Raw genomic sequence first — 25,110 nt, forward strand, 5'->3', positions numbered from 1 at the left:
GAGGCTGCTCCAGTTTTATTCCATTATCGGCGGCGTGGCCAAAAGATTGCAGCCTCGTTGCACTCGTCAGCTCCTACAGTATCGCGATCCTCTGTAGGAGCTGCCGAAGGCTGCGATCTTTTGATTTGGCCTTAGCGCTTCTGGGTCAGGGCGCGGCGTTCGAATTCGACGATGCGCTGACGGTAGTGCTCAATCGTCTGCGCAGTCAGTACGCTGCGCTGGTCGTCTTTCAGTTCGCCGTTCAGTTCCTGGGACAGCTTGCGGGCTGCCGCGACCATCACGTCGAAGGCCTGCTTCGGATGACGCGGGCCTGGCAGACCGAGGAAGAAGCTCACCGCCGGAGTGCTGAAGTGGTCGATGTCGTCCAGATCAAAGATGCCCGGCTTGACCGCATTGGCCATGGAAAACAGCACTTCGCCGTTGCCGGCCATGCTTTCGTGGCGGTGGAAAATGTCCATCTCGCCGAAACGCAGACCGCTTTCGAGAATGTTCTGCAGCAGCGCCGGGCCTTTGAAGCCGGCCGGGTCGCGGCAGATCACGCTGATCACCAGGACTTCTTCGGCTTGCGGCTGATCTTTTTCCGCCACGGCCGCTGCAGGCTTGCTGTCTTCGGCGAAATCGTCATCGCGGCTGCTGAAGCTCGGGCCGCCGTCCAGATCGAGGTCGAGGTTCAAGTCGCCCTGCGCCGGGCCGTTGCTGCCGCGCTTGCCACGTTTCGAGCCGGATTCACGCGGCTCGCGGGCTTCGCGGTTGGGCATGCTCACCGACGGCAGATCGTGCTCGTCCAGTTGCGGCTCTTTGTGCGTATCCAGGACGCGGGCCGGGCCCAACAGCTCGGCGCTGGTGTCCTCGTCCGGCAGATTGGACAGGCTCCGGTCGAGACGGAATTTCAGCTTTCCCTTGCCGCCGCGCATACGGCGCCAGCCATCGAAAAGAATACCGGCTATCACAATGATGCCGATGACGATCAGCCACTCGCGCAGACCGATTTCCATGTAATCCCGTGCCTCTATAAAAAATGCTGAAAAATAAGGGGTTTACACTGCGTAAACCGCTTTAAAACGTGGCGCCAACTCTATGTTCTGACAGGCGTTTTGCCCACGTATACGAAAAATTGACATTAAACTAGCACGACCAAAGACAACTTTACACCGTCTGTCTCATTTGGCTTGCGCGAATATGTCGATTGGCCATCCAGCCGGTGTCAGTAAAAAGTCCTACAGACCTCCAAAACTATTCCGACGTCACACCGACTCAGGCGTCCACCATCGCCATCGCCTCCTCGACATCCACCGCCACCAGTCGCGAACAGCCCGGTTCATGCATCGTCACACCCATCAACTGCTCGGCCATTTCCATGGCGATCTTGTTGTGGGTGATGTAAATGAACTGCACGGTCTGCGACATCTCTTTGACCAGGCGTGCGTAGCGTCCAACGTTAGCGTCATCCAGTGGCGCGTCAACCTCATCGAGCATGCAGAACGGCGCCGGGTTCAACTTGAAGATGGCAAAAACCAGGGCCAGTGCAGTCAGGGCTTTTTCGCCGCCGGAAAGCAAATGGATGGTGCTGTTCTTCTTCCCGGGCGGCTGCGCCATGATCGTCACCCCTGTATCGAGTAGATCTTCGCCCGTCAGTTCCAAATACGCGCGCCCGCCACCGAAAACTTTCGGGAAAAGTGCCTGCAAACCACCGTTGATCTGATCAAAGGTATCTTTGAAACGGTTGCGGGTTTCCTTATCGATTTTGCGGATGACGTTTTCCAGGGTCTCCAGCGCCTCGACCAGATCGGCGTCCTGCGCATCCAGATAACGTTTACGCTCCGATTGTTGCGTGTATTCATCGATGGCCGCGAGGTTGATCGCACCCAAGCGCTGAATCCGTGTGTTGATGCGTTCGAGTTCTTCTTCGGCTTCGCGTTCACTGGCTTGTGCGGTCAATGTGGCGAGCACGCCGTTGAGATCGTAGCCATCTTCGAGCAATTGATCCTGCAAAGCCTTGCGCCGTACGGTCAGCGCCTGCCATTCCATGCGTTGTTGTTCGAGCTGGCCGCGAATCAACTGCGATTGCTGCTCGGCCTGGGTGCGGCGTTTTTCCGCGTCGCGCAATTCACGATCGGCGTCCTCCAAGGCGATCTGCGCGGTCTTGAGTTCTTCATCGACGGTCATGCGCTTGTCGAGCAGTTCTTCGAGTTTCAGACGCAGCTCTTCCAGCGGCGCCTCACCCTCCTCCAGATTCAGACTCAACTGTTCGCGCTTTTCAGTCAGGCGCTCGGCCTGCATCTCCAGACGCTCCAGCGCCTGGCGCGTGGAGTCATGCTGGGCGCGCAACGAGCCGAGACGCACGGCCAATTGATGGGCGTGATCCTTGTGCTGCCGCGCTTCCTGACGCACGCGATCAAGGCGTTCGCGCAGGCTGTCGCGCTGGGCCAGCAGCAACTCGCGCTGCTCGGTGTCGAGCGCCATGGAATCCAGCGCTTCCTGCAAATTCATGCGCGCTTCACCGACCTGCTCGTGCTCAAGCTCGCGCTGTTCGGCGAGTTCGACCAGTTCTTCATCGAGACGGGTGCGGCGCAATGTCAGTTGCTCAGCCTTGGCCTTGCCGGCGGACAACTGCGCTTTCAGCTCACCTTGCTGGCGCGCTTCGTCCTGCAGCAAGCGGCGCAGATGTTCGCGGCCGTTTTCCTGCTGGCGCTGTTGCGCGCGCAGGGTTTGCAGGCGGGTTTCCATGGCCTCGACCGTGGCTTCGCGCTCTTCGCGCTCCAGTTGCAAGTCTTCGATTTCCTGGCCCCGGGCGAGCATGCCGCTTTCCGCTTCGCTGGCGCGACGTACACGCAAGAAGTGCCGACCGACCCAATAGCCGTCGCGGCTGATCAGGCTCTGCCCGGCGCTCAACTGGCCGCGCAAGGCCAGCGCCTGTTCAAGGCTGTCGACCGGTTTGACCTGACCAAGCCACGGCGACAGATCGATCTGCGCCTCGACTTTGTCCAGCAGACTGCCCGCCACCCGCACGCCATCGCTGGCCGGGCTGAGCAGGCGCAGATCGCCCTGGGTGAATCCGGACAGATCGAAGCCGCTGAAATCGTCGACCAACACCGCTTGCAGATCGGCGCCGAGCACGGTTTCCACCGCCAGCTCCCAACCGGCCTCGACCTTCAGGCCTTCGGCCAGACGCGGACGCTCGGCGAGATTGTGTTCCTTCAACCATTCGGCGGTGCCGGTGCCCGGATCCAGCGCGGCTTGCTGCAAGGCTTCCAGCGACGCCAAACGACCGTTGAGCCGCTGCAGATCGCCCTGCGCCTGCTGCTGTGCGGTCAACGCTTGCTGTAATTCCTGACGCAGTTGTTCGAGCTTTTCGACCTGCGCTTCTTCGCTGGTCTGTAAATCTTCGAGAGTCGCTTCGGACTCGGCGAGCTGCTCGTTGAGCGCCATGATCGCCGCGTCTTCCGGGTCGGCGGACAGCAACGCACGCTCTTCGGCGAGGCGTTTCTGCCGGTCGGCCAGACGCTCCATGCTACTTTCCAGCTGCTGAATCCGCGACTGCTGCACTTCAGCCTGACGGCGCGGTTCGGCAGCGGTCAGGTTGAAAGCATCCCACTGCTCCTGCCAGCCGTGCATGGTGGTTTCGGCTTCTTCGAGGGCCGCAGCGGCTTCCTCGGCGGCAGCGCTGGTGACTTCCTGCTCGGGGGTGAGCATGTCCAGTTCTTCGCCGAGGGTCAGCAGCAACGTGCGGTCGTGGCCCAAGTGCGACTCGGTTTCCAGACGCGCGCGCTCGGCTTCTTTCAGATCGTCCTGCAACTGGCGCAACCGCTGCTGGCCATGCTGAATGCTCTGCTCGACCCGGGCAATGTCACCGCCGACCGAATAGAAGCGACCCTGCACCAGATTGAAGCGTTCGGACAGGTCGTGGTGACCGTCGCGCAGGCGTTCGATGGCTGCGTCAGCATTACGCTGTTCAGCGACCAGCGCTTCGAAGCTGACTTCCTGGTTGCCAATGATCGACTCGCGCTGGCCGACCTGCTCGTTAAGATCCTGCCAGCGCAGCGCCGACAGTTGCGCCTTGAGCTGACGCTCTTCGGCCTTGAGTTCCTGATACTTTTTCGCCGCCTCGGCCTGACGGTGCAGACGTTCGAGCTGGCGTTCCAGCTCTTCGCGCAGGTCGGTCAGGCGGGCGAGGTTCTCGTGGGTACGGCGGATGCGGTTTTCAGTCTCACGGCGACGCTCCTTGTACTTGGAGATGCCCGCCGCTTCTTCGATGAAATTGCGCAGGTCTTCCGGCTTGGATTCGATCAGCTTGGAGATCATCCCCTGTTCGATGATCGAGTAGCTGCGCGGGCCGAGGCCGGTGCCGAGGAAGATATCGGTGATGTCGCGCCGACGGCATTTGGTGCCGTTGAGGTAATAAGTGGTCTGGCTGTCGCGGGTGACTTTGCGGCGGATGGAAATCTCCGCGTAGGCGGCGTATTCGCCGAGCAGCGTGCCGTCGGAGTTGTCGAAGACCAGTTCGATGCTCGCCTGGCTTACCGGTTTGCGGCTGGTCGAACCGTTGAAGATGACGTCGGTCATCGACTCGCCACGGAGGTTCTTCGCCGAACTTTCGCCCATCACCCAGCGCACGGCGTCGATGATGTTCGACTTGCCGCAACCGTTTGGCCCGACGACCGCCGCCATGTTACTGGGGAAGTTCACCGTGGTCGGGTCGACGAAGGATTTGAACCCCGCCAGTTTGATGCACTTCAGCCGCACGCTCAGGCAACCGTCAGCGCAGACACCACCAGATCGCAGCTGCGCTGGGCATACGCCGTGAGCACGATGCGGATCTGCGGCAAATCACGGGCGAGTACGGCGGCGAGCAAGCGTTCGAACAGTTCGAGGAATTCGCTCATTTCCGCCTTGCGCTGTTCGAGGGCGAGGAAATACGCGCGGCTCATCGCCGGCTGGAGGTTCTCGACGGTTTCTTGCAGGTACGGATTGTTGGCAAACGGATAGGCGGCGCGCATCACCGCAAAGCTGTCATCGACGAAGCTGCGGATATCGCCGCGTTCGTAATTGGCGGTCAGGCGCTGCTGGATCTGCACGAACGGCGCCATGTCCGACTGCACTTGCCAGCCATTGGCCACCGAATTGCCAAGCAGGATGTACAGCTCGCTCATCAGCGTGCACAGGCTCTGCACCTTGTGCGGCGTCAGCTCGGTAACGTGGGCGCCACGACGCGGCAGGATCGCGATCAGGTGACGGCGCTCGAGGATCAGCAAGGCTTCGCGGACCGAACCGCGGCTGACGTTGAGCGCCAGCGTGACCTTCTGTTCCTGGATGCGCTCTCCCGGCTTCATTTCGCCACGAATGATGCGCTCGGCGAGGTGGTGAGCGATTTGCTCGGCGAGGCTGTCCGGCGCCTTGAACGTCATGGTTGTCCTTCAAACTCTATCGATCTGCACAAGCGGCGCAGTGTAGCGCAAATGCGCGGTCATGGCGGAGTGCCCACTCAGCGGTTTTTGGCACGAATCCCGCAAAAAAGCGCAGTGACCGATGAAGGTCAATACTGAATAGACACGCTGTTGATCGACGAAACGGATTTTCCTGACCTTTAAGTCAGAAAACCATTGACCGAAAAGTCAGACCTGCTAAATTCGGTTCACGTCGGTTAACAACAATAATGAGTCTGCGAGGCCTTCCGTGATCCAGTTTTTACTTAACCAGGAACTCCGTAGCGAGCACGCCCTGGACCCGAATCTGACTGTGCTCAATTACCTGCGCGAACACGTAGGCAAGCCCGGCACCAAAGAAGGTTGCGCCAGTGGCGACTGCGGCGCCTGCACCGTGGTGGTTGGCGAGTTGCAGACCGATGATACGGGGCGTGAACATATTCGCTATCGCAGCCTCAATTCGTGCCTGACTTTCGTCTCGTCCTTGCACGGCAAACAACTGATCAGCGTTGAAGACCTCAAGCACAAGGGCGAACTGCACAGCGTGCAGAAAGCCATGGTCGAGTGCCACGGTTCGCAGTGCGGCTTCTGCACCCCCGGTTTCGTCATGTCGTTGTTCGCCCTGCAAAAGAACAGCGATGCGCCGGATCAGGCCAAGGCTCACGAAGCGCTGGCCGGCAACCTCTGCCGCTGCACTGGCTACCGGCCGATTCTCGCCGCTGCCGAACAATCCTGCTGCGCCAAGCCAGCGGATCAGTTCGACGCCCGCGAAGCCGAAACCATTGCCCGCCTCAAGGCCATCGCGCCGACCGATATCGGCGAACTCAACAGCGGCGACAAGCGCTGCCTGGTGCCGCTGACCGTCGCTGACCTGGCCGATCTCTACGACGCTTATCCCCAAGCCCGCCTGCTCGCCGGCGGCACCGATCTGGCGCTGGAAGTCACCCAGTTCCACCGCACTCTGCCGGTGATGATCTACGTCGGCAACGTCGCCGAAATGAAGCGCATCGAAACCTTCGATGACCGCATCGAAATCGGCGCCGCCACCGCCCTCTCCGACTGCTACGAGGCCTTGAATGCCGAGTACCCGGACTTCGGCGAATTGCTGCACCGCTTCGCCTCGTTGCAGATCCGCAATCAAGGGACCCTCGGCGGCAACATCGGCAACGCCTCGCCGATCGGTGACTCGCCACCGCTGCTGATCGCCCTCGGCGCGCAGATCGTGCTGTGCAAAGGCGAAACCCGCCGCACCTTGAACCTGGAAGATTACTTCATCGACTACCGCGTCACCGCGCGCCAGGAAAGCGAATTCATCGAAAAAATCATCGTCCCGCGCGCCAGCGCCGAGCAGTTGTTCCGCGCCTATAAAGTGTCAAAGCGCCTGGACGACGACATCTCCGCCGTCTGCGCTGCCTTCAATCTGCGCGTGGAAAATGGCGTGATCAGCGACGCGCGCGTGGCCTTCGGCGGCATGGCGGCGATTCCGAAACGCGCTGCGCACTGCGAAGCCGTGCTGCAAGGTGCACCGTTCAACAACGCGGTGATCGAACGCGCCTGCGCCGCGCTGGCCGAAGACTTCACGCCGCTCTCGGACTTCCGCGCCAGCAAGGAATATCGCCTGCTCAGCGCGCAGAACCTGCTGCGCAAATACTTCATCGAACTGCAAACACCGCACATCGAGACTCGGGTGACCGCTTATGTCTAATCATCACGCCGTAGAGAAGACCCAGGCTGAATTGGCCGAATTGTTCGCCAAGGATCTGACCACCGGTGTCGGCCGCAGCGTCAAGCACGACAGCGCCGCCAAGCATGTGTCCGGTGAAGCGCAGTACATCGACGATCGCCTGGAATTCCCCAACCAGTTGCACCTGTATGCGCGCCTGTCGGACCGCGCCCACGCGAAAATCCTCAGCATCGACACGTCGCCGTGCTACGCCTTCGAAGGCGTGCGCATTGTCATTACCCACGAAGACGTGCCGGGCCTGAAAGACATCGGCCCGCTGATGCCGGGCGACCCGCTGCTGGCCATCGATGACGTGCAGTTCGTCGGCCAGCCGGTGCTGGCAGTCGCGGCGAAAGACCTGGAAACCGCGCGCAAAGCAGCGATGGCGGCGATCATCGAATACGAAGATCTGGAACCGGTGCTCGACGTCGTCGAAGCCCTGCGCAAGCGCCATTTCGTGCTCGACAGCCACACCCATCAACGCGGCGATTCGGCTTCGGCACTGGCCACTGCTGAACACCGTATTCAGGGCACGCTGCACATCGGCGGCCAGGAGCACTTCTATCTGGAGACACAAATCTCCTCGGTGATGCCTACTGAAGACGGCGGGATGATCGTCTACTGCTCGACGCAGAACCCGACCGAAGTGCAGAAACTGGTCGCCGAAGTGCTCGACGTGTCGATGAACAAGATCGTCGTCGACATGCGCCGCATGGGCGGTGGTTTCGGTGGCAAGGAAACCCAGGCCGCGAGCCCGGCGTGCCTGTGCGCGGTGGTCGCGCACCTCACCGGCCAACCGACCAAGATGCGACTGCCGCGCGTCGAAGACATGCTGATGACCGGCAAGCGCCACCCGTTCTACGTTGAATACGACGTCGGCTTCGACAGCAGCGGCCGTCTGCACGGGATCAACATGGAGCTGGCCGGCAACTGCGGCTGCTCGCCGGACTTGTCTGCTTCGATCGTTGACCGGGCGATGTTCCACTCGGACAACTCCTACTATCTCGGCGATGCCACCATCAACGGTCACCGTTGCAAGACCAACACCGCCTCGAACACCGCTTATCGTGGTTTCGGTGGCCCGCAAGGCATGGTCGCCATCGAGGAAGTGATGGACGCGATTGCCCGGCACCTGAAGCTCGACCCGCTGGCGGTGCGCAAGGCCAACTACTACGGCAAGACCGAGCGCAACGTCACCCACTACTACCAGACCGTCGAGCACAACATGCTCGAAGAGATGACCGCCGAACTGGAAGAAAGCAGCCAGTACGCCGAGCGCCGCGAAGCGATCCGTCGCTACAACGCCAACAGCCCGATCCTGAAAAAAGGCCTGGCGCTGACACCGGTGAAATTTGGGATTTCCTTCACCGCCAGTTTCCTCAATCAGGCCGGTGCGCTGATCCACATCTACACCGACGGCAGCATCCACCTGAACCACGGCGGCACGGAAATGGGTCAGGGCCTGAACACCAAAGTTGCGCAGGTCGTGGCGGAAGTGTTCCAGGTCGAAATCGATCGTGTGCAGATCACCGCGACCAACACCGACAAAGTGCCCAACACTTCGCCGACCGCTGCCTCCAGCGGCGCCGACCTGAACGGCAAAGCTGCGCAGAACGCAGCACAGACCATCAAGCAACGCTTGGTCGAGTTCGCCGCGCGGCACTACAAGGTCAGCGAAGAAGACGTCGAATTCCGCAACGGCCACGTGCGGGTGCGCGAGCAGATCCTGACTTTCGAAGCGCTGATCCAGCAGGCGTATTTCAATCAGGTCTCGCTGTCGAGCACTGGCTTCTACAAGACCCCGAAAATCTATTACGACCGCAGTCAGGCGCGTGGGCGTCCGTTCTATTACTTCGCTTTCGGCGCAGCCTGCTGCGAAGTGATCGTCGATACCCTGACCGGCGAGTACAAGATGCTGCGCACCGACATCCTGCACGACGTCGGCGCCTCGCTGAACCCGTCGATCGACATCGGTCAGGTCGAGGGCGGTTTCGTCCAGGGCATGGGCTGGCTGACCATGGAAGAGCTGGTCTGGAACAACAAGGGCAAGCTGATGACCAACGGCCCGGCCAGCTACAAGATTCCGGCGGTGGCGGACATGCCGCTGGATCTGCGAGTGAAACTGGTGGAAAACCGCAAGAACCCGGAAGACACGGTGTTCCATTCCAAAGCCGTCGGTGAACCGCCGTTCATGCTCGGCATTGCCGCTTGGTGCGCGATCAAGGACGCGGTGGCGAGCCTCGGTGATTATCAGCATCAGCCGAAGATCGATGCGCCGGCCACGCCGGAGCGGGTGTTGTGGGGCTGCGAGCAGATGCGCCAGCTCAAAGCGGTGAAAGCTGTCGAAGCTGAAACCGCGGTTGTTTGATGATCGTTCCCACGCTCTGCGTGGGAATGCAGCCCGCGACGCTCTGCGTCGCATCCTGAACAGCGGACGCGGAGCGTCCAGTGATGCATTCCCACGCAGAGCGTGGGAACGATCTGAGAGGTGTGTATGTACAACTGGATCGACGCCCTCGCCGACCTGCAGAATCAGGGCGAGCCCTGTGTGCTGGTGACAATCATCGAAGAACTTGGCTCGACGCCACGCAACGCCGGCTCGAAAATGGTCGTCAGCGCCGACCGGATGTTCGACACCATCGGTGGTGGGCATCTGGAATTCAAAGCCATGCAGATCGCCCGCGAGATGCTCGCCAGCGGCAAGCAGGACACCCATCTGGAGCGCTTCAGCCTCGGTGCCAGCCTCGGCCAGTGCTGCGGCGGCGCCACGGTGTTGCTGTTCGAACCCATGGGCCAGGTGCAGGCACAGATTGCCGTATTCGGTGCCGGCCATGTCGGGCGCGCCCTCGTGCCGCTGCTGGCCAGCCTGCCCTGCCGGGTGCGCTGGATCGATTCGCGCGAGGCCGAGTTCCCCGAACACATTCCCCACGGCGTGCGTAAAATCGTCAGCGAAGAGCCGGTGGACGAAGTCGATGATCTGCCCGCCGGCAGCTACTGCATCGTCATGACCCACAACCATCAGCTCGATCTGGAGCTGACCGCGGCGATTCTCAAGCGTAACGATTTCACTTGGTTCGGCCTGATCGGCTCGAAAACCAAACGCGCCAAATTCGAACACCGCCTGCGTGATCGTGGTTTCGACCCGAGCGTGGTGCAGCGCATGCGCTGCCCGATGGGCATCGGCGAAGTCAAAGGCAAACTGCCTGTGGAAATCGCCATCTCCATCGCCGGTGAAATCATCGCCACCTATAACGCCAACTTCGGCCAGCACAGCGCCCGCGCCGAACCGATTGCCCGATTGCTGCCCGCCTCGCGCCGCAGCCAGTCCGCCAAACTCAAAGCCTCAAACTGATTAGAGAACCCTCATGCCTCTGACTCGCAAAGCCTACCGCGCCGCCATTCTGCACAGCATTGCCGACCCTGCCGAAGTCGGCATCGAAGCCTCTTATGAATATTTCGAGGACGGCCTGCTGGTGGTCGACGACGGCAAGATCAGTGCCCTCGGCCACGCCAGCGAACTGCTGCCAACCCTGCCGGCGGATATCGAGATCAACCATTATCAGGATGCGCTGATCACACCGGGCTTTATCGACACACACATTCACCTGCCGCAGACCGGCATGGTCGGCTCCTACGGCGAGCAATTGCTCGACTGGCTGAACACCTACACCTTCCCCTGCGAAAGCCAGTTTGATGATAAGGCCCACGCCGACGAAGTGGCCGATATTTTCATCAAGGAACTGCTGCGCAACGGCACCACCACGGCGCTGGTGTTCGGCAGCGTGCACCCGCAGTCAGTCAATTCGTTTTTCGAAGCGGCGGAAAAGCTAGATCTGCGCATGATCGCCGGCAAGGTGATGATGGACCGCAATGCCCCGGATTATCTGGTCGATACCGCCGAATCCAGCTACGTCGACAGCAAGGCGCTGATCGAGCGCTGGCACGGCAAGGGTCGCTTGCACTATGCGGTGACGCCGCGCTTCGCCCCAACCAGCACCCCGGAACAACTGACCCTGGCCGGGCAATTGCTGACGGAATATCCGGATCTGTACATGCAGACCCACATCAGCGAGAACCTCAAGGAGATCGAGTGGGTCAAGGAGCTGTTCCCGGAGCGCAAGGGCTACCTCGACGTCTACGATCACTACCAATTGCTCGGCGAACGCTCGGTATTCGCCCACGGCGTGCACCTGTGTGACGAAGAATGCGCGCGACTGGCGGAAACCGGCTCGGCGATCTCGTTCTGCCCGACCTCGAACCTGTTCCTCGGCAGCGGCCTGTTCAACCTGCCGATGGCGGAAAAGCACAAGCTCAATGTCGGCCTCGGTACCGACGTCGGCGGCGGTACCAGTTTCTCACTGCTGCAAACCCTCAACGAAGCCTACAAGGTCATGCAACTGCAGGGCGCGCGGTTGAGCCCGTTCAAGTCGCTGTATCTGGCGACCCTCGGGGGTGCGCGGGCGCTGCGCCTGGAAGACAGGATCGGTAACCTGCAACCGGGCTCCGATGCCGACTTCCTAGTGCTGGATTACAACGCCACGCCGCTGCTGAGCTATCGCTTGAAGCAGTCCAATAACATTGCCGAGACGTTGTTTGTGTTGATGACGCTGGGCGATGACCGCACCGTGGCGCAGACGTATGCAGCGGGGGCGCTGGTGCATCAGCGCTAGGTTTTCCTGCACTGATCGTTCCCACGCTCTGCGTGGGAATGCAGCCCGTGACGCTCCGCGTCACTGGACGCGGAGCGTCCCTAGAGACATTCCCACGCGGAGCGTGGGAACGATCATCCCCGGTTGTGTTTATCCAGGGGGGTTTTTGTTGCCTGTCAGATTGTCTTCGCGAGCAGGCTCGCTCCCACCTTTGAAATGCATTCCCCTGTGGGAGCGAGCCTGCTCGCGAAAGCCGCGACTCGATTTCAGATCAGAGCTTGGCCGCTGGACGCCCAGGCTTCTTGGTCTGCAACAAATGCGAGAACACCGCATGCAGATCATCCGACGCGCCTTCCTCGTCGAGGTTGAGCTTGCTGTCGATGTGATCCATGTGATGCATCATCAGGTTCACCGCCAGTTCGCCGTCGCGCTTTTCAATGGCGTCGATCAACTGCGTGTGTTCGTCGTACGAACAATGCGAGCGGTTGCCGCTTTCGTACTGGGCGATGATCAGCGAGGTCTGCGACACCAGGCTGCGCTGGAAGCTGATCAACGGTGCGTTCATTGCCGCTTCCGCCAGCTTCAGGTGGAATTCACCCGACAGACGAATACCGGCGCCGCGATCGCCGCGGGAGAAACTGTCGCGCTCATCGTTGACCATCTGCCGCAGTTCGGCGATCTGCTCGACCGTGGCATGTTGCACCGCCAGTTCAGTGATCGCCCGCTCGACCAGACGTCGGGCGAGAAACACCTGACGCGCCTCTTCAACGCTCGGGCTGGCCACCACGGCGCCACGGTTCGGCCGCAACAGCACCACGCCTTCATGGGCCAGACGCGACAGCGCGCGGCGAATGATGGTGCGGCTCACCCCGAAGATTTCCCCCAGCGCTTCTTCGCTCAACTTGGTACCGGGCGCCAGACGCTGCTCGAGGATGGCCTCGAAGATATGCGCGTAGACAATATCGTCCTGGGTTCCGCTGCGGCCGGCTTTGCCTGCTCGCGGTTGTTTCTTGAGGGGTTGCAACTGTTCGTTCATGGGCACTCGAGTCGGGAAAACTGCGGCGAATAGACCGTGACTGTAATACGGCACAGTAGGTCGCTGGCAAGTATCGCGTAAAAAACAGCGCGATTGTACACAATGAATGGTGGCAACACGACTGTACGGCTGTTTGCGCCTGCGGCTGTATTGCAACGCTGAGTTACGTTTGAGTTTAGGCTTGATCGCAGAATCCGCTGCATGACCGCAATCCCCCGTGGGAGCGAGCCTGCTCGCGAAAGCCATTTTACATTCACTATGAATGTTGACTGACCTACCGCTTTCGCGAGCAGGCTCGCTCCCACAGAGGTTCTGTGTTGTGGCGGACATCTCCATTGGTATAAGGAACACCGCCGTCATGACCGACGCCACCCACGCCTACCTGCGCCCTCTGGCCGACACTTCGCCTTCCGCCATCGTCGCCGGTTTCATCGCGATGATGACCGGTTACACCAGTTCGCTGGTGCTGATGTTCCAGGCCGGGCAAGCGGCCGGGCTGACCAGCGGGCAGATTTCCTCGTGGATCTGGGCGATTTCGATCGGCATGGCTGTGTGTTCGATCGGCCTGTCGCTGCGCTATCGCACACCGATCACCATCGCCTGGTCGACCCCCGGCGCGGCGTTGCTGATCACCAGCCTGGGCGGCGTCAGTTACGGCGAGGCGATCGGCGCCTACATCACGTGCGCGGTACTGGTAACGATCTGCGGCCTGACCGGCAGCTTCGAACGGCTGGTGAAAAAGATCCCGGCCTCTTTGGCGGCAGCTCTGCTGGCAGGGATCCTGTTCAAGATCGGCAGCGAAATCTTCGTCGCCGCGCAACACCGTACCGGGCTGGTGCTGGGAATGTTCTTCACTTATCTACTGGTCAAGCGCCTGTCGCCACGCTATGCCGTGCTCGCGGCGCTGCTGATCGGCACCGCGCTGTCGGGCTTCATGGGGCTGCTGGATTTCAGTGCGTTTCATCTGGAAGTTGCCACGCCAGTCTGGACCACCCCGCACTTTTCACTGGCGGCGACCATCAGCATCGGCATTCCGCTGTTCGTGGTGGCGATGACCTCGCAGAACATGCCCGGCATCGCCGTGCTGCGTGCTGATGGCTACAACGTCCCGGCCTCGCCACTGATCACCACCACCGGCATCGCCTCGCTGCTGTTGGCGCCGTTCGGCTCCCACGGCATCAACCTCGCAGCGATCAGCGCGGCGATCTGCACCGGCCCGCATGCCCACGAAGATCGCAACAAACGTTACACCGCAGCGGTCTGGTGCGGGGTGTTCTACGGCATTGCCGGGGTGTTCGGCGCGACGTTGGCGGCATTGTTTGCGGCGTTGCCCAAGGAACTGGTGCTGTCGATTGCCGCGCTGGCGCTGTTCGGCTCGATCATCAATGGCTTGAGCATCGCCATGAACGAAGTGAAGGAACGGGAAGCGGCGTTGATCACCTTCATGGTCACGGCGTCGGGGTTGACGCTGTTTTCCATTGGTTCGGCGTTTTGGGGGATTGTGGCGGGGGTCTTGACGCTGGTGATTTTGAATTGGCGCAGAGCTTAAGATCAAAAGCCCCTCACCCTAGCCCTCTCCCAAAGGGAGAGGGGACTGACCAAGGTGCTCGGAAGATATACGCCGACGAGGGATACCAAGTCGAACTCACATCCCGAAAAGCCCACAAATCGGCCCCCTCTCCCTCGGGAAAGGGCTGGGGTGAGGGGCGAATCCACCACCAAACCCAAGCCGTACCACCCAAACCCCAGACGAAAAAAAACGGCGACCCTCAGGTCGCCGTTTTTTTCAGTATCACTTGGCCGCGTTGATCGGCTTTTCCGGATACCACACGTCCAGCAGCGGGCTGACTTCGTACTTGGTCAGCTCGGAGCGGTTTTTCAGCCAGGCTTCAACGGCAGCGCGCTGCTCTTCGTTGACCGAGCCACGCTTCTGCAGGCACACCAGACCGAAGTCGTCGCCGCCAACATAACCCAGACCGTTGGCTTCCATGGCTTCTTTGATGAATGCTTCGAGGAAAGCGTCAATGGCTTCTTCGGACAAGTCTTCTTTGAAGTCCAGGTTCAGTTCGAAACCCAGCTCTTGAAATTCATCAACGCACAGTTTTTTGCGCAGACGCTGGGAACGGTTAGTCGCCATTGGAACAATCCTCTTAAGTAATAACGGCCGGCACTTTACCAGTTTAAGCCGGCGATTGCCCGACTCTCTGGTCGCTGCGGCCGACCGCCTGTAAAAAAATAAGCGATTGGCCGGGCCTGACACGGCACAAGCTGTTACAGCTTGGGGCATAATGCCGACACTTTCATGACCACTGCGGGCCTTTTCATCCATGTCCTCGTCTTTTTTCCCCTCTTTTGCAGGGTTTTATTGCATATGATCAAATCGTTGCGTCCACTGTTTCTCGCCGGCCTTCTTCTGCCTCTGGCCCTGCCTGTCTCCGCTGCCACCATCAACACTTCCCTCACCCCGAACGTCGAAAAAGCCCTCAAGGCCAGCAAGTTGCAGCCCACTGCGCTGTCGCTGGTGATGGTGCCGCTCGACGGTCCGGGCACGCCGACGGTGTTCAACGCCGACGTCTCGGTCAATCCGGCCTCGACGATGAAACTGGTCACCACCTACGCGGCGCTGGAAATGCTCGGCCCCAACCATCAGTGGAAAACCGAGTTCTACACCGACGGCGACCTGAACGGCGGCATTCTCAACGGCAACCTCTACCTCAAGGGTGGCGGTGACCCGAAGCTGAACATGGAAAAACTCTGGCTGCTGATGCGCGACCTGCGCGCCAACGGCGTGACCCAGATTACCGGTGACCTGATCCTCGACCGCAATTTCTTCGTGCAGCCGCAATTGCCGGAATTCAACGATGACGGCAACGACGACAACAAGCCGTTCCTGGTCAAGCCCGACTCATTGCTGGTCAACCTCAAGGCCCTGCGCTTCGTCGCGCGCAATGACGGTGGCCGCGTACTGATTTCGGTTGAGCCGCCGATTGCCAGCATTCGTATCGAAAACACCGTCAAGGCGCTGCCGTCCAAGCAATGCACCGGTGGCGTGCGCTACAACCCGGTGCCGCAGGCCGATGGCAGCGTGACCGTGACCGTCGGCGGCCAGTTGGGCGAAGGCTGCAGCTCGCAGACTTACCTGTCGCTGCTCGACCATGCGACCTACACCGCGGGCGCCGTAAGGGCGATCTGGAAGGAGCTGGGTGGCAGCATTCAGGGCAAGGATCGTCTGGCACCGACGCCGAGCGGCGCCAAACTGCTCGCCCGCGCGTACTCGCCGGATCTGGCCGAGATCATCCGCGACATCAACAAATACAGTAACAACACCATGGCCCAGCAGCTGTTCCTCAGTCTTGGCCAGCGTTTCCGCAACGATGCCGACGGTGATGACGCGCGGGCTGCGCAGCGCGTGGTGCGGCAGTGGCTGGCGAAGAAAGGCATTACCGCGCCGCATCTGGTGATGGAGAACGGCTCCGGTCTGTCGCGGGCCGAGCGGGTCAGCGCGCGTGAGATGGCCAACATGCTGCAAGCCGCCTGGCACAGTCCGTACGCCGCCGAGTACATCAGCTCGCTGCCGATTGCCGGCACCGACGGCACCATGCGCAAACGCCTGAAAACCACGGCGATGCGCGGTGAGGCGCACGTCAAGACCGGTACCCTGAACACCGTGCGCGCGATCGCCGGTTTCAGCCGTGATGTGAATGGCAATACCTGGGCGGTGGTAGCGATCCTCAACGACAAAGCCCCGTTCGGCGCCTCGTCGGTGCTCGATCAGGTGCTGCTGGATCTGTACAAACAGCCGAAACTGCCGCAGACCGCTTCGGTGCTGTAACGCAATCCAAGCCACATCACAAAACCCTGTGGGAGCTGGCTTGCCAGCGATAGCGGACTGTCAGTCACCGAATATGCTGACTGGAATGACCCTATCGCTGGCAAGCCAGCTCCCACAGGTTTGTGGTGTATCGAGCATCAGCGGCTCAGCTCATCTCCCGCTCAACCCGATCCCGGCCATTCTGCTTCGCCGCGTAAACCCCTGAATCAGCTCGCAGCAACAACGCATCCGCGCCCTCCCCCGGGCGCCAGCTGGCGATGCCGAAACTCGCGGTGACCAAGCCGACCACGTCCACCGGCGCGCTACGCAAACCTTCCCACAACTCCATCGCCAGCATGTAGGCGTGTTCACCGTCGATATCCGGGCACAGCACCATGAACTCTTCACCGCCCAAACGGCAGAACACGTCGGTGCGGCGCAGGCGATGGCCGATCCGCTCGCAGACTGCCTGCAGCACGCGGTCGCCGACGGCGTGGCCGAACTGATCGTTGATGCGCTTGAAGTGGTCGATGTCGAGCATGATCACCGACAACTCACCGCCGCCACGCTCGACCCGGGCCATTTCGGTGGTCAGGCGTTCCTGGAAATAGCGGCGGTTGTGAATGCCGGTCAGCGAGTCGGTGATCGACAACGCGCGCAATTCTTCTTCCACGCGCTTGAGATCGGAGATATCCGAGATATAACCGTGCCACAGCACCCCGCCGCCCGGCAGCTCTTCCGGTGTCGCCTCGCCGCGCACCCAGCGCAGACCGCGCTCGGGCAATTGCACGCGGTACTCTTCGCGCCAGGGGCTGAGGTTTTCCGCCGATTCGCGGATCGAGCTGCGCACGCGAATCGCATCCTGCGGGTGGATACGACTGAAGATCGCCTCGGAGTCGAGCAGCAGCACATCCGGCTCCAGCTCGTAGATTTCGCGGATGCCATCGCTGGCGTAGATCACGCTGAAGCGTCCGTCGAATTCCATCTTGAATTGGTAGATGCCACCGGGAACATGGGCGCTGAGCTTCTTCAGCAATGTGTCGCGTGCTGCCAGCACTTCGTGCACGCGTTTGCGCTCGGTGATGTCGATGCAGATCGCCAGATGACCGACCCACAGGCCTTGCTCGTCAAGCACCGGGGTGGCGAGCATGTTCACCGGCAGATGACTGCCGTCGCTGCGCACCAGGGTCCATTCGCGTGCCTCGTGGCCGCCGACTTCGCCGCCCTCGACCAGCATCGCGTGGCAAGTCGGAATGCTTTTGCCGTAGCGCGCACTCAACTCGGCCGAACGCGCCGCCAGTTCCCGTGGCAAATGCAGGTTCTCCAGGGTCATGCGCCCAACGACTTCGGCGCTGCTGTAGCCGAGCATTTGCTCGGCGCCGGGATTGAAAGTGTTGATCACGCCGCGCAGGTCAGTGGCAATGATCGCGACCTGAGTGGCGGCATTCAGCACGCCGCGCAACTGACCGTGGGTGCCGCGCAATTCCTGCTCGCGCTCGTGCAACTCCTGGGTGCGCACCTCGACCAGGCGCACCGCGCGCTGGCGCTGGCTGACCAGCACGTAAAGCAAGGCGCTGAGCAGCGCGCTGAGCAAGCCGCCCAGAATGATCACGCTGCCCACCGACGAATGGTTGGCCTGCATGAACGCTTCGCTCGGCAGGATATCGACCTGATAGTCGTGATCGGCCATGCGCAGCAAGCGCGTCGCTGCCAAATCGCCGGGCACCGCCTCGTTGCTCGATTCGAACAACGCTTCGTGCTGATCCTGGGTCGACAGGTCGAGAATGCGCACCGACAGATAATCGTGCAGGGCATCGGGCAATCCGTCGGCGAGCAACTGGCGCATGCTGATCACCGCCATCACATAGCCGAACGGCTGCGATTCTCCAGCGCGACTGACCGGCGCCAGCAGCAGCACACCACGCGCATACGACGGCTCGATCCCGACCAGATGCATCGGTTGCGACACCGCCATGCTGCCGAACTGGTCGGCGCGTTGCAGGGTTTCGCGGCGCAAGGGTTGGGCGAGCAAGTCGTAGCCCAGTGGTGGCGCCAGTCGGCTTTGGGTTTGCGTGTAGAGCACCGGCACGTATTCGTCGCGCGGCGCCGCCAGTTGCAATTCGCCTTTGGCGTCCAGTTCGCGAATGGTGAACTCGCTCAGGCCTTCGTCACGCACCTGCTGTTCAAACGCGGCCCGTTCGGCACCGCTGACTCGCGGCGCGTAGGTGTAGGCCTGGGTGCGCAGCAATAAGGGGCGAGAGTAACCATCGAACTCAGCGCGGGACACCGATTCGGAGTTGGCGAAGAACCGGCGCAGACTATCGAGACGTTGCTCCTGGTCCTGAAAACGTTCGGCGATGCGGCTGTAGCGTTCGTTGGCCAGCAGTTGGAAACGCTGACGCGATTGTTGCTGAAACTGGTTGAAGGTGCCCCATGCGAGCAGCCCGGTGAGAATCCCGCCGGCAAGCAACACCAGCAAAGCGACCAGCCAGGCTGAGACGTCTTCACTGATGAAACCGAGGATTTTCGGGCGCACGGGGTGCAACGGCATAAGCACGACTCACTCCGCCAGATTTGCGGGAAAACCCCATTGGCGGTGTGTGAGTTATAGCTATTAGCCACTAATTTAGCCAGCACCGCTGGATCCACCGAGCCGTTAAAAATCAAGGCTCTGTGGATCCAACCAGTGAAAGCGTCAACGAGCCGTGATTTTCCAGGCGCGGTGGATTTTGGTATTGCGGGCGAAATCCGGATCAATGGTCTGCGCGCTGATTTCCTCGACCGCATAACGCTCGGCGAGGTTTTCCTCCAACTGGAACTTGCGGAAGTTGTTGGAGAAATACAGCACGCCACCCGGCGCCAGACGCGCCATCGCCAGATCGATCAACTGCACCTGATCGCGCTGCACATCGAAGATGCCTTCCATGCGCTTGGAGTTGGAGAACGTCGGCGGGTCGATGAAGATCAGGTCGTATTCGTCACGGCTGCTTTCCAGCCACGCCATCACATCGCCCTGCTCCAGACGGTTCTTGTCGGAGAAGCCGTTCAACGACAGGTTGCGCCGCGCCCAGTCCAGATAGGTTTTCGACAGGTCGACGCTGGTAGTGCTGCGCGCGCCGCCCTTGGCCGCGTGCACGCTGGCGGTCGCGGTGTAGCAGAACAGATTGAGGAAGCGCTTGCCGGCCGCCTCTTTCTGAATGCGCATGCGCATCGGCCGGTGATCGAGGAACAGACCGGTGTCGAGGTAGTCGGTGAGGTTGACCAGCAACTTCACGCCACCTTCATTGACCTCGACGAACTTGCCCTGCGCCGCCTGACGCTCGTACTGCTTGGTGCCGCTCTGGCGCTCGCGGCGCTTGACCACCACGCGGTTCTTGTCGACGTTCAACGCCTGCGGAATGGCCGCCAGCGCATCGAACATGCGCGCCGAGGCTTTTTCCGGGTCGATGGATTTCGGCGCGGCGTATTCCTGAACGTGCACCCAGTCGTGGTACAGGTCGATGGCCATCGCGTATTCCGGCATGTCGGCATCATAGACGCGGTAGCAATCGATGCCTTCGCGCTTGACCCACTTGCCCATCGCCTTGAGATTTTTCTGCAAGCGATTGGCAAACATCTGCCCGCCTTCACTCAAGCGCGGCTGCTCGATCACTGGCGCCGGGGCTGGCGTCGGCTTGATCGGGTTGCCGTTCTTGTTGAACTTGCGCTCTTGCGGCTCGTCCGGGGTCTGATCGTAAGCCGCTTGCTCGCGCTCGGCCTGACGCTGTTCCGGGGTGCGACGTTCGCCAGTGACGAACTGATCCGGCAGAACCTTGATCAGCAGCAGTTTGCACGGCAGCGCGCCGTTCCAGAACGAATACTGTTTATGGCTGCGGATACCCATGCGCTTGCCCAGATCCGGGGCGCCGGTGAACACCGCCGCTTCCCAGTTCAGGCAGGCCTGACGCAGACGCTCGCCCAGATTCTGGTAGAGATACAGCAGGCTGGCTTCGTCACCGAGACGCTCGCCGTACGGCGGGTTGCAGATCACCAGACCTTTCTGGTTCTGATCCGGGCGCGGCTCGAAGGTCGCCACTTCGCCCTGGTAGATCTTGATCCACTCGCTGAGGCCGGCGCGTTCAACGTTGTTGCGGCCTGGCTGAATCAATCGTGGATCGGCTTCGTAACCGCGAATCCACAGCGGCGGTTTGGCCAGACCGGCGGCGGCACGCTCGACGGCTTCTTCATGGAGTTTTTTCCACAGTGCCGGCACGTGACCGAGCCACGCGGTAAAGCCCCACTGCTCGCGACGCAGGTTCGGCGCCATGTCGGCGGCGATCATGCCGGCTTCGACGAGGAACGTACCGACACCGCACATCGGGTCAGCCAGTGCGCCACCTTCGGCAGCAATACGCGGCCAACCGGAGCGAATGAGGATTGCCGCCGCGAGGTTTTCCTTCAGCGGCGCCGCGCCCTGCTGCAAGCGATAGCCGCGCTGGTGCAGGCTGTGGCCGGAAAGGTCGAGGGACAGAATCGCTTCGCCGCGATCCAGACGCAGGTGAATGCGCAGGTCCGGGTTGAGTTTGTCGATGGATGGACGATCGCCCTGCGGCGTGCGCAGTTTGTCGACGATGGCGTCTTTGACTTTCAGCGCGCCGAAGTGGGTGTTGTCGATGCCCGAGCCGTGGCCGCTGAACTCGACGGCCAGGGTGCCGTCGCTGAGCATGTGATCCTGCCAGTCGATGTCGAGCACGCCGTGGTAGAGGTCTTCGGCGTCCTTCATCGGGAAACGCTTGAGCACCAGCAACACACGGTTGGCCAGACGCGACCAGAGGCACAGGCGATAGGCGGTTTCCATGGTCGCCATGCCACGCACGGCGGAGGTGTGCTCGCGCGCTTCTTCAAGGCCAAGCCCGACGGCTTCCTCGATGAGCAGGCCTTCAAGGCCTTTGGGGCAAGTGAGGAAGAGTTCGAAACGATCGGACATGGTAATTCCAGAGCCTTTGGCTAGTGGGCCGGCAACGCATTGCCGACCCGGTTTTCAATCAGGCGCTTTTCTGAAAGAGCGCCCGCGTGGCACGAAGGTGTGCCGTTCCATCCCCGCTGCTCGGGTTAAAAGAGCTTAGATGCCGGGACAGATAAAAAAGTTGGTGCAACAAAAAGACTGAAAGCGACCCTTCGTCGAATATTACCCAAGCGCAAACGTGGGTCATTCTCACTAAAGGATTAACCCCCTGAGTCAGCGGGGCGCCGATCATACCGGGGTTTGCGCATTGAACGTTGAATAAATACGCGGTTACTTATCGCCATAGCATCCTTTACGTTACGTGCTTATGACAAAACGATCATTCCCTCGGTGTGACTCATTGGTTAGAACTGAGCACAGGTTGACGTCGCAACGGCGTCAACACCTTGGCTCGCCACGCCGGCAGCGAGCCGCACGATGGCAGTTTTTTTCTGCCAGACCTCAATTGAGGTCAACGCGACACTACAGTCAACAAGTGAGGGAAACACCCTATGAGAAGACTTAAGCGTGATCCGTTGGAAAGAGCATTTTTGCGCGGATATCAATATGGCGTTGGTGGCAAATCCCGTGAGCTTTGCCCATTTACTCTACCGTCGGTACGTCAAGCCTGGATCAACGGCTGGCGAGAAGGACGCGGCGACAACTGGGACGGTATGACCGGCACTGCGGGAATCCACAGACTCAACGAACTTCACGCCGTCGGCTGACACAGGGCATTTATTCCGACACGACAATCTGAATTTGCAATGAATTAACCACGCACGTCCTTCCCGGACGGCGGGCTACGGCCCAGGGGCTCCTTCGAGGAGCCCTTTTTTATTGCCTGCAAAAAGGGTTAACCGGGATCCACGTGGCGAGGGGATTTATCCCCGCTCGGCTGCGCAGCAGTCGCGAAGTCGGAATTTCAATTTAACTGGCATATCAATGTGCAAGGTTTGGGGCTGCTGGGCAGCCCAGCGGGGATAAATCCCCTCGCCACAAAGGCCCCCCAACGCCTCGGCAATCCTCAGCGCAACGCGGCGATCGCATCCACCGATTCACGAATCAGCGCCGGGCCTTTGTAGATGAAGCCCGAATAGATCTGCACCAGGCTTGCACCGGCCGTGATCTTCTCCGCCGCGTGCTTGCCTTCGGTAATGCCGCCCGCGGCAATGATCGGCAAACGCCCGGCCAATTCGCCCGCCAGCACCTTCACAGTGTGGGTGCTCTTCTCACGCACCGGCGCACCCGACAGACCACCCGCCTCGTCGCCATGCTCCATGCCTTCAACACCGACACGGCTCAAAGTCGTATTGGTGGCGATGACCGCGTCCATGCCGGTTTCGATCAATGCCTGGGCAACCTGCGCAGTCTCTTCGTCGGTCATGTCCGGCGCGATCTTGATCGCCAGCGGCACATGCTTGCCGTGACGCAGGGCCAGTTCGGCGCGACGGGTGGCCAGATCAGCGAGCAATTGCTTGAGCGAGTCACCGAACTGCAGGCTGCGCAGGCCCGGGGTGTTTGGCGAGCTGACGTTGACGGTGACGTAGCTGGCGTGGGCGTAAACCTTGTCCAGGCAGATCAGGTAATCGTCGACCGCACGCTCGACGGGAGTGTCGAAGTTCTTGCCGATGTTGATGCCCAGCACGCCCTGGTATTTTGCCGCAGCGACCCGCGCCAGCAGGTTATCCACACCGAGGTTGTTGAAGCCCATGCGGTTGATGATCGCCTCGGCTTCCGGCAGGCGGAAGATCCGTGGTTTCGGGTTACCCGGCTGCGGACGCGGGGTCACGGTGCCGATTTCGACAAAACCGAAACCCAGTTGCGCAAAGCCATCGATAGCCGCGCCGTTCTTGTCCAGGCCTGCCGCCAGCCCCACCGGGTTCGGGAACTCCAGCCCCATGACGGTCACCGGCATTTTCGCCGGTGCCTTGCACAGCAAGCCGTTGAGGCCCAAACGTCCACCCGCGCCGATCAGATCCAGCGACAGATCGTGGGAGGTTTCCGGGGAAAGTTTGAACAACAGCTGACGGGCCAGGGTGTACATGGGCGGCAATGACTCGGGCGGCGAAAAGAGGCGGCGATTATAGCCGGGCATCGTCCCCCGGCGCGAGGCGCCTGCGCGAATCAGGCGACTGGCATATGCCTTGCACCACCCCGCTCATCAGTCTGCCGACCAATGACGGCGCGCAGGCCAGGACAATGGCGTCGTCCCCGGGTTTTGCCTGCGCAGAATCCGGGACGACGTTTTTTCTGAGGTAGCGTATGAACGAAACGTCCTTGGGGCCTCTGGCCTGGGTCAATGGCAGCGATGCGCCGGAAAAGAGCGCGATCAATCTCGGCTTCATGGCACTGAGCGACTGCGCCTCGGTGGTGGTCGCCGCCACCCAGGGCTTCGCCCAGCCCTACGGCCTGACCCTGAACCTCAAGCGTCAGGCGTCATGGGCCAACCTGCGCGACAAACTGGTCAGCGGCGAACTGGATGCCGCGCACAGCCTGTACGGACTGATTTACGCGGTGCACCTAGGCATCGGCGGCGTCGCCCCGACCGACATGGCAGTGCTGATGGGTCTGAATCAGAATGGCCAGAGCCTGAACCTGTCCCATGGTTTGCAACAGGCTGGCGTGAACAGTCCTGAAGCGCTCGATCGGCATGTGCACCAAAGCCGCGCAAAACTGACCTTCGCCCAGACCTTTCCCACCGGCACCCATGCGATGTGGCTTTATTACTGGCTGGCAAGCCAGGGCATTCATCCGTTGCAGGACGTCGACAGCGTGGTGGTGCCGCCGCCGCAAATGGTCGCGCACCTGCAAGCCGGGCGCATCGACGGCTTTTGCGTCGGCGAACCGTGGGCGGCCAGCGCCGTGCAGCAGAATCTCGGCTTCACCCTGGCGACCAGCCAGAGCATCTGGCCCGACCACCCGGAAAAAGTCCTCGGCTGCACCCGCGAATTCGTCGAGCAATATCCCAACACCGCGCGGGCGCTGGTCATGGCCATTCTTGAGGCCAGCCGCTTCATCGAAGAAAGCCCGGAAAACCGCCGCAGCACCGCGCAATTGCTCAGCGCTGCGGAGTACCTCGACACCCCCGCCGCGTGCATCGAGCCGCGTTTTATGGGTGACTACGCCGATGGCCTCGGTAATCGCTGGCAGGACCCGCATGCGCTGCGTTTTCATGGCGATGGCGAGGTCAATCTGCCCTACCTTTCCGACGGCATGTGGTTCATGACCCAGTTCCGTCGCTGGGGTCTGTTGCGCGAGGATCCGGATTATCTGGCCGTCGCCCGCCAGGTTCAGCGTCTGGATCTGTACCGCGAGGCAGCGAGCGCTGTCGGTATTGCGGCTTCGCACGCCGACCTGCGCAGCAGCCAGTTGCTCGACGGCAAGGTCTGGGACGGCAGCGATCCGGCGGGCTATGCGCGCAGTTTCAAACTGCACGCGTTGAACGACGATGCACCCCTTCTCGCCCGCCGCTGACAGGAGA

16 protein-coding genes are annotated in these 25,110 nt (G+C 61.0%); 8 read left to right on the forward strand and 8 right to left on the reverse strand.

Going from position 1 to position 25,110, the window contains the following annotated elements:
* Positions 1-131: 131 nt before the first annotated feature.
* The 3 genes from zipA to ACYSTU_RS00175 form a co-directional block, all read right to left on the reverse strand.
* A complete protein-coding gene (zipA, locus tag ACYSTU_RS00165) occupies positions 132-995 on the reverse strand; it encodes a cell division protein ZipA (RefSeq protein WP_016773851.1) in 864 nt (287 codons plus the stop codon).
* A 259-nt stretch (positions 996-1,254) separates the two neighbouring features.
* Positions 1,255-4,743: a chromosome segregation protein SMC gene (smc, locus tag ACYSTU_RS00170; protein ID WP_498994890.1), complete on the reverse strand. Its 3,489-nt coding sequence runs from the start codon at positions 4,741-4,743 to the stop codon at positions 1,255-1,257.
* A 2-nt stretch (positions 4,744-4,745) separates the two neighbouring features.
* On the reverse strand, positions 4,746-5,405 hold the full coding sequence (locus ACYSTU_RS00175) for a GntR family transcriptional regulator (protein WP_039763015.1): 660 nt from the start codon (positions 5,403-5,405) through the stop codon (positions 4,746-4,748).
* Between the two features lie 268 nt (positions 5,406-5,673).
* Between ACYSTU_RS00175 and xdhA the strand changes: the two genes are divergently transcribed.
* From xdhA to guaD, 4 genes are all read left to right on the forward strand, one after another.
* Complete coding sequence (gene xdhA / locus ACYSTU_RS00180; RefSeq protein ID WP_122602796.1) at positions 5,674-7,128, forward strand: xanthine dehydrogenase small subunit; 1,455 nt, start codon at positions 5,674-5,676, stop codon at positions 7,126-7,128.
* A complete protein-coding gene (xdhB, locus tag ACYSTU_RS00185) occupies positions 7,121-9,514 on the forward strand; it encodes a xanthine dehydrogenase molybdopterin binding subunit (RefSeq protein ID WP_016773848.1) in 2,394 nt (797 codons plus the stop codon). Before xdhA ends, xdhB begins: the two co-directional genes overlap by 8 nt.
* 126 nt (positions 9,515-9,640) lie before the next feature.
* Positions 9,641-10,498: a xanthine dehydrogenase accessory protein XdhC gene (gene xdhC, locus ACYSTU_RS00190; protein WP_207807386.1), complete on the forward strand. Its 858-nt coding sequence runs from the start codon at positions 9,641-9,643 to the stop codon at positions 10,496-10,498.
* A gap of 13 nt (positions 10,499-10,511) precedes the next feature.
* Positions 10,512-11,816 (forward strand): guanine deaminase, encoded by a 1,305-nt coding sequence (guaD, locus tag ACYSTU_RS00195; RefSeq protein ID WP_217879663.1) that lies wholly within the window; start codon positions 10,512-10,514, stop codon positions 11,814-11,816.
* A 250-nt stretch (positions 11,817-12,066) separates the two neighbouring features.
* Here the strand turns inward: guaD and ACYSTU_RS00200 are convergent, their stop codons facing one another.
* On the reverse strand, positions 12,067-12,831 hold the full coding sequence (locus ACYSTU_RS00200) for a GntR family transcriptional regulator (RefSeq protein ID WP_122611247.1): 765 nt from the start codon (positions 12,829-12,831) through the stop codon (positions 12,067-12,069).
* A gap of 358 nt (positions 12,832-13,189) precedes the next feature.
* Between ACYSTU_RS00200 and ACYSTU_RS00205 the strand changes: the two genes are divergently transcribed.
* Positions 13,190-14,380, forward strand: coding sequence for a benzoate/H(+) symporter BenE family transporter (locus ACYSTU_RS00205; RefSeq protein ID WP_498994898.1), 1,191 nt, complete (start codon positions 13,190-13,192; stop codon positions 14,378-14,380).
* Positions 14,381-14,623: 243 nt separating this feature from the next.
* Here ACYSTU_RS00205 and ACYSTU_RS00210 read toward each other — a convergent pair whose 3' ends face one another.
* Positions 14,624-14,968, reverse strand: a complete 345-nt coding sequence (locus ACYSTU_RS00210; RefSeq protein ID WP_016773843.1) for a YggL family protein — start codon at positions 14,966-14,968, stop codon at positions 14,624-14,626.
* Positions 14,969-15,202: 234 nt separating this feature from the next.
* On the opposite strand from ACYSTU_RS00210, the gene dacB reads away from it, so the two are divergent.
* The gene (dacB, locus tag ACYSTU_RS00215; RefSeq protein ID WP_073473982.1) at positions 15,203-16,663 is read left to right on the forward strand and encodes a D-alanyl-D-alanine carboxypeptidase/D-alanyl-D-alanine endopeptidase; all 1,461 of its coding nucleotides are present in this window, start codon (positions 15,203-15,205) and stop codon (positions 16,661-16,663) included.
* Between the two features lie 145 nt (positions 16,664-16,808).
* Here dacB and ACYSTU_RS00220 read toward each other — a convergent pair whose 3' ends face one another.
* Positions 16,809-19,193, reverse strand: a complete 2,385-nt coding sequence (locus ACYSTU_RS00220; RefSeq protein WP_110601340.1) for a sensor domain-containing diguanylate cyclase — start codon at positions 19,191-19,193, stop codon at positions 16,809-16,811.
* Between the two features lie 144 nt (positions 19,194-19,337).
* Positions 19,338-21,608 carry a bifunctional 23S rRNA (guanine(2069)-N(7))-methyltransferase RlmK/23S rRNA (guanine(2445)-N(2))-methyltransferase RlmL gene (gene rlmKL, locus ACYSTU_RS00225; protein WP_024012311.1) on the reverse strand — a complete coding sequence of 757 codons (2,271 nt, stop codon included), beginning with the start codon at positions 21,606-21,608 and terminating at the stop codon, positions 19,338-19,340.
* 530 nt (positions 21,609-22,138) lie between these two features.
* Between rlmKL and rmf the strand changes: the two genes are divergently transcribed.
* The gene (rmf, locus tag ACYSTU_RS00230) at positions 22,139-22,354 is read left to right on the forward strand and encodes a ribosome modulation factor (RefSeq protein ID WP_003223300.1); all 216 of its coding nucleotides are present in this window, start codon (positions 22,139-22,141) and stop codon (positions 22,352-22,354) included.
* Positions 22,355-22,653: 299 nt separating this feature from the next.
* Here the strand turns inward: rmf and ACYSTU_RS00235 are convergent, their stop codons facing one another.
* On the reverse strand, positions 22,654-23,673 hold the full coding sequence (locus ACYSTU_RS00235) for a quinone-dependent dihydroorotate dehydrogenase (RefSeq protein WP_071171588.1): 1,020 nt from the start codon (positions 23,671-23,673) through the stop codon (positions 22,654-22,656).
* A 218-nt stretch (positions 23,674-23,891) separates the two neighbouring features.
* Between ACYSTU_RS00235 and ACYSTU_RS00240 the strand changes: the two genes are divergently transcribed.
* Positions 23,892-25,103 (forward strand): CmpA/NrtA family ABC transporter substrate-binding protein, encoded by a 1,212-nt coding sequence (locus tag ACYSTU_RS00240; RefSeq protein WP_476313416.1) that lies wholly within the window; start codon positions 23,892-23,894, stop codon positions 25,101-25,103.
* Positions 25,104-25,110: the final 7 nt, after the last annotated feature.

The sequence above is a fragment of the Pseudomonas glycinis genome, assembly GCF_054871425.1.

What these genes read in the sequence shown, in the direction of transcription:
- ACYSTU_RS00220 (WP_110601340.1), bottom strand. Translation starts at nt 19,193, where the DNA reads ATGCCGTTGCACCCCGTGCGCCCGAAAATCCTCGGTTTCATCAGTGAA.
- xdhC (WP_207807386.1), top strand. Translation starts at nt 9,641, where the DNA reads ATGTACAACTGGATCGACGCCCTCGCCGACCTGCAGAATCAGGGCGAG.
- rlmKL (WP_024012311.1), bottom strand. Translation starts at nt 21,608, where the DNA reads ATGTCCGATCGTTTCGAACTCTTCCTCACTTGCCCCAAAGGCCTTGAA.
- rmf (WP_003223300.1), top strand. Translation starts at nt 22,139, where the DNA reads ATGAGAAGACTTAAGCGTGATCCGTTGGAAAGAGCATTTTTGCGCGGA.
- ACYSTU_RS00210 (WP_016773843.1), bottom strand. Translation starts at nt 14,968, where the DNA reads ATGGCGACTAACCGTTCCCAGCGTCTGCGCAAAAAACTGTGCGTTGAT.
- ACYSTU_RS00175 (WP_039763015.1), bottom strand. Translation starts at nt 5,405, where the DNA reads ATGACGTTCAAGGCGCCGGACAGCCTCGCCGAGCAAATCGCTCACCAC.
- ACYSTU_RS00240 (WP_476313416.1), top strand. Translation starts at nt 23,892, where the DNA reads ATGAACGAAACGTCCTTGGGGCCTCTGGCCTGGGTCAATGGCAGCGAT.
- dacB (WP_073473982.1), top strand. Translation starts at nt 15,203, where the DNA reads ATGATCAAATCGTTGCGTCCACTGTTTCTCGCCGGCCTTCTTCTGCCT.
- xdhB (WP_016773848.1), top strand. Translation starts at nt 7,121, where the DNA reads ATGTCTAATCATCACGCCGTAGAGAAGACCCAGGCTGAATTGGCCGAA.
- ACYSTU_RS00200 (WP_122611247.1), bottom strand. Translation starts at nt 12,831, where the DNA reads ATGAACGAACAGTTGCAACCCCTCAAGAAACAACCGCGAGCAGGCAAA.
- ACYSTU_RS00235 (WP_071171588.1), bottom strand. Translation starts at nt 23,673, where the DNA reads ATGTACACCCTGGCCCGTCAGCTGTTGTTCAAACTTTCCCCGGAAACC.
- guaD (WP_217879663.1), top strand. Translation starts at nt 10,512, where the DNA reads ATGCCTCTGACTCGCAAAGCCTACCGCGCCGCCATTCTGCACAGCATT.
- ACYSTU_RS00205 (WP_498994898.1), top strand. Translation starts at nt 13,190, where the DNA reads ATGACCGACGCCACCCACGCCTACCTGCGCCCTCTGGCCGACACTTCG.
- zipA (WP_016773851.1), bottom strand. Translation starts at nt 995, where the DNA reads ATGGAAATCGGTCTGCGCGAGTGGCTGATCGTCATCGGCATCATTGTG.